The sequence below is a fragment of the Azospirillum sp. B4 genome, from assembly GCF_000333275.1.
Classification (GTDB): domain Bacteria; phylum Pseudomonadota; class Alphaproteobacteria; order Azospirillales; family Azospirillaceae; genus Nitrospirillum.
In genome coordinates this window covers 1-3,517 of record NZ_BACU01000028.1, presented here as the reverse complement: position 1 = coordinate 3,517, position 3,517 = coordinate 1, and the positions used below count along the sequence as shown (strand labels likewise).

4 protein-coding genes are annotated in these 3,517 nt (G+C 67.9%); all 4 read right to left on the bottom strand.

All coding sequences use genetic code 11. The features are described 5' to 3' along the window. Positions 1-58 precede the first annotated feature (58 nt). Positions 59-1,585 (bottom strand): CHASE domain-containing protein, encoded by a 1,527-nt coding sequence (locus I55_RS01075; protein WP_044558576.1) that lies wholly within the window; start codon positions 1,583-1,585, stop codon positions 59-61. Between the two features lie 92 nt (positions 1,586-1,677). Continuing rightward, a complete protein-coding gene (locus I55_RS01070; protein ID WP_044558575.1) occupies positions 1,678-2,415 on the bottom strand; it encodes an N-acetylmuramoyl-L-alanine amidase in 738 nt (245 codons plus the stop codon). Between the two features lie 18 nt (positions 2,416-2,433). Beyond that, a complete protein-coding gene (locus I55_RS01065) occupies positions 2,434-3,306 on the bottom strand; it encodes a DMT family transporter (protein ID WP_044558574.1) in 873 nt (290 codons plus the stop codon). After that, positions 3,303-3,434 carry a hypothetical protein gene (locus tag I55_RS38895; protein ID WP_286364274.1) on the bottom strand — a complete coding sequence of 44 codons (132 nt, stop codon included), beginning with the start codon at positions 3,432-3,434 and terminating at the stop codon, positions 3,303-3,305. Before I55_RS38895 ends, I55_RS01065 begins: the two co-directional genes overlap by 4 nt. Positions 3,435-3,517: the final 83 nt, after the last annotated feature.

Sequence of the window (3,517 nt, the reverse complement as noted above, 5' to 3'; positions counted from 1 at the left end):
GGTCAGCCGATGCTGNNCCAAATCATATTNCCAGATGCCCACGCCGCTGGCCTGGTCGCTAACGCCAGCCGGGTGCGGAGGTGCGCAATTCCTTCTCGGCGCGCAGTGTTTCCGTCACGTCCCGGCCGGTTCCCCGGAACCCCACGCACTGGCCGTTCCCGTCCAGGATGGGGTTGCCGCTGACCACGATCTGCCGGACCTGACCGTCGCCACCCGCCAACTCATAGCCAAAGTCGCGGAATGACCGCCCCTCCCGGATCAGGGCCTCATAGTCGTCCAGACCCGGATCGGCCTGGTTCGCGGCCAATTCGCGCCTGGTTTTTCCGATCAGGGCGTCCGGGGGCAGGGCGATGCGGGCGATGCCCCGGGATATGGCGGTGAAACGTCCCTGCCGATCGGCTTCCCAGAACCAGTCGCTGGACAATTCCGCCAAAGCCTTGAACCGCTCCTCCCGCTCCCGCAGTTCGGCGGTGCGGGCGGCGACCTCGGTTTCCAGCAGGGCCGCCTGGCGGGCCTTCTCCTCCCCCTCCCGCAGCCGCTGATCGATGCGACCCAGATACACGCGCAGCAGGACCGACAGCAGCAGGCCCAGCGCGCCAACCACCAAGCCGCTTATCCAGGAGGGGGTCAGGTTGGATTTCTCCAGGAAGGCGTCGCGCGCCTGGAACGTCACCACCCATTGGCGGCCATAGAGGCTGACCCGTTGATCCATCGGCCGGGCCACGTCGCTGTCGGCCACGTCGCCGCCCGTGTCGAAGAAGACCGGCGCGTCGGGGTTATCGGTCACATCCCGGATACGGAACGCCAGGTCGGCCTCCAGGGGGTCCAGGTCCTCCAGCACGTCATCAATGATCAGCGGGGCGTAGGACCAGCCTATCCCCGCCGCCATGCGCTCCACCGCCGTGCCGACCGGCATACCCGGGCGGTAGATGGGCATCAGCAGCAGGAAGCCTTTGGTCGGCTTGCCCGTCGCCTGCACCAGCGTCAGCGGGGCCGTGAGGATGGGTTCGCCGGTGCGCATCGCCGCCGCCGCCGCCGCCCGCCGGCTTTCTTCGGAGGCGATGTCCAGGCCCACCGCCTGCGCGTTGGGGGCCTCAGGTTCGATGAATTGGATGACGGCGCGCTCGCCTGGATGGGGGGAGAGTTGCCGGACCTGGAAGTCAGGCCGGCCGTCCCGCCGCATGCCGGCGATGAAGGACTGCTCCGCGTCCGGCGGCACGCGCCTGATGAAGCCCAGCCCCAGCGCCCCGCGAAACTCCCGCTTCAGATCCCGGGTATCCATGTATTGGCGGAAGCTGGCCAGGGGCATGTCGCCCAGGCCACCGACGATAATGGCGCCCCGTACTCCCCGAAGGCCATATTGGTACGTGGATAGACGTAGCCCGAGGTCGCCGGCGAGTTCGGATGTCTCAGCCGCCATCCGCGACGTCACATGGTCGACGTTGCGGAGATGGGTCAACCAGACGGCGGCGGCGGTGGCGATAACGGTCAGGATCAGTGCCGCCGTCGACAGGGCGCGCGGGCCAACCGCGCCTGGCGGGTTCGGTCCGGCCTTGCCGGGACTGTCCGTATTAAGGCCGGTCATGCCAGGGGGGCTCCACCATTATCCTTGTTGGGGGCGGATGTTGGGATTCACCCCGTATACGCCTTCCCGCGCGTCATCCCCCTACAGTCGCCTTATTCGCGGGACCCGGCAAGCCCAGCGGTTGAGTTCGCGACATCGGTTTGCGCTATCAAGTCGTTCAGGCGGCGAATGGTTTCGGTGTCGGCCGGCTTTCCCAGGGCATCGGGATGCCAGTGGCGCTGGAAGGCCGTCAGGGCCTGGGCGACGCCCACGCCGTCGAGGTCATATCCCAGGCGGGACAGCAGAGGGGCCACCACCGTCTCCACCGCGGGTGGGCCCCCGAAATGTGCGCCGTCCCCGGTACGCGGCCACAGGCCGACGCCGGCCCGCGCCAGGGCCTGCCAATCGAACAGTTCGCCAGGATCGCGCTTGCGGTCGGGCGCCATGTCCGAATGGGCGATGACGTTGCCGGGCGGAATGGGCCAGCGGCCGAGAATGTCCCGGCAGAGGTCCGTTACTGCCCGCATCTGGGCGGCGGGGAAGGGGCGGTAGCCGAACTCGTGGCCCGGGTTGACGATCTCCACCCCGATGGAGCGGCTGTTGACGTCGCGGACATGGCCCCAGGCGCCCCGTCCGGCATGCCAGGCACGGCGGTCCTCGGCCACCAGCCGCCAGACGGTGCCATCCTCTTCCACCAGGTAGTGGGCGCTAACCTGGGCGGCCTCGTCGCACAGGCGGTCCAACGCCGCCTGCGCCGACACCATGCCGGTGTAGTGCAGCACCAGGATGTCCACGGCGGCACCGTCCGGCCGAGGGCCGTGGTTGGGGGAGGGGCGGTCATGGATCGGCATCGGGTTCAACGCGCGGCCTCAACTCGCGGTGCGGGCGGTCACCAGGCGGGGGCGGCGCAGCAGCACCACGCCCACGCCGGCGATGGTCACTACCGTGCCCGCCAGAAAGTGCCAGGACAAGGGCTCCCCCAGCAGGATGACCCCGCCGGCCACGCCGAACACCGGCACCAGCAGCATGAAGGGCATGGTCTGGTTGACGGCGTAGCGCTGCATCAGCGGGAACCACAGCACATAGGCCAGGATGGTGGAAACCAGCCCCATGAACAGGATGGAAGCCCAGGCCGCCGGCGGCGCGGCCTGTATGGCCGCCCATTGTCCATCCTCCAGCACCCAGGACATCAGCACCAGCTGCGGCACGGCGAACAGGGCCATGTAGCCGTTGAGGGTATAGGGATCCATGGCCGGCATCCATTTCAGTTGGATGCTGGAAAAGGCGAAGGCGGCGGCGGCCAGCACCACCAGGCCCAGGTGGGCGGGATCGTCCGTGCCGCCGGGGTGGTAGGCGATGATGCCGACGCCGGTGATGGCCGCCGCCATGCCGACCGCCCGGCGCCAGCCCAGCCTGTCCTTGAAGAACAGGGCCGCCATCAGCGAGGCGAAGGGCACCTGCAGCTGGATGGCGACGGAGGCGGCCGCGGCGCTGCACCCCATCAGGCCGCTGAACACCAAGGGGAAATGAAGGCCGCCCAGCACGAAGGAATAGGCCAGCACCGGCCGGACATGGGCCCAAGGCAGGCGCCGCCACGGCACCAGCACCAGGGCCACCAGCGTGAACCGGATGGCCATGGCGGTGATGGGGTGGAACTGCCGCAGCGCGAATTTGGAGACGGAGAAGTTGACGCCCCAGATGGCGACGACGATCAGGGCGCGCAGGATGTCCAGCGGCCTCACGCCCCGCTCTCCTGGAACGCCAGAGCGATGTCGGCCAGCGGAAGGAATAATTTCCGAGGCGTGTCGGGCAGGCTCAGGAAGCTCATACGTTCATAAAAGCGGCGGGCGTTGTCGTCATAGGCATCCACGACCACTGCAAACGACGCAATCTCACTCCGAAAGCAACGATGCAACGCGTCTGCCAGCAGGTATCCACCATAACCTTACCATG

Excerpts from the sequence above, each read along its gene's own strand:
- I55_RS01075 (WP_044558576.1), bottom strand. The coding sequence starts at position 1,585 with ATGACCGGCCTTAATACGGACAGTCCCGGCAAGGCCGGACCGAACCCG.
- I55_RS01070 (WP_044558575.1), bottom strand. The coding sequence starts at position 2,415 with ATGCCGATCCATGACCGCCCCTCCCCCAACCACGGCCCTCGGCCGGAC.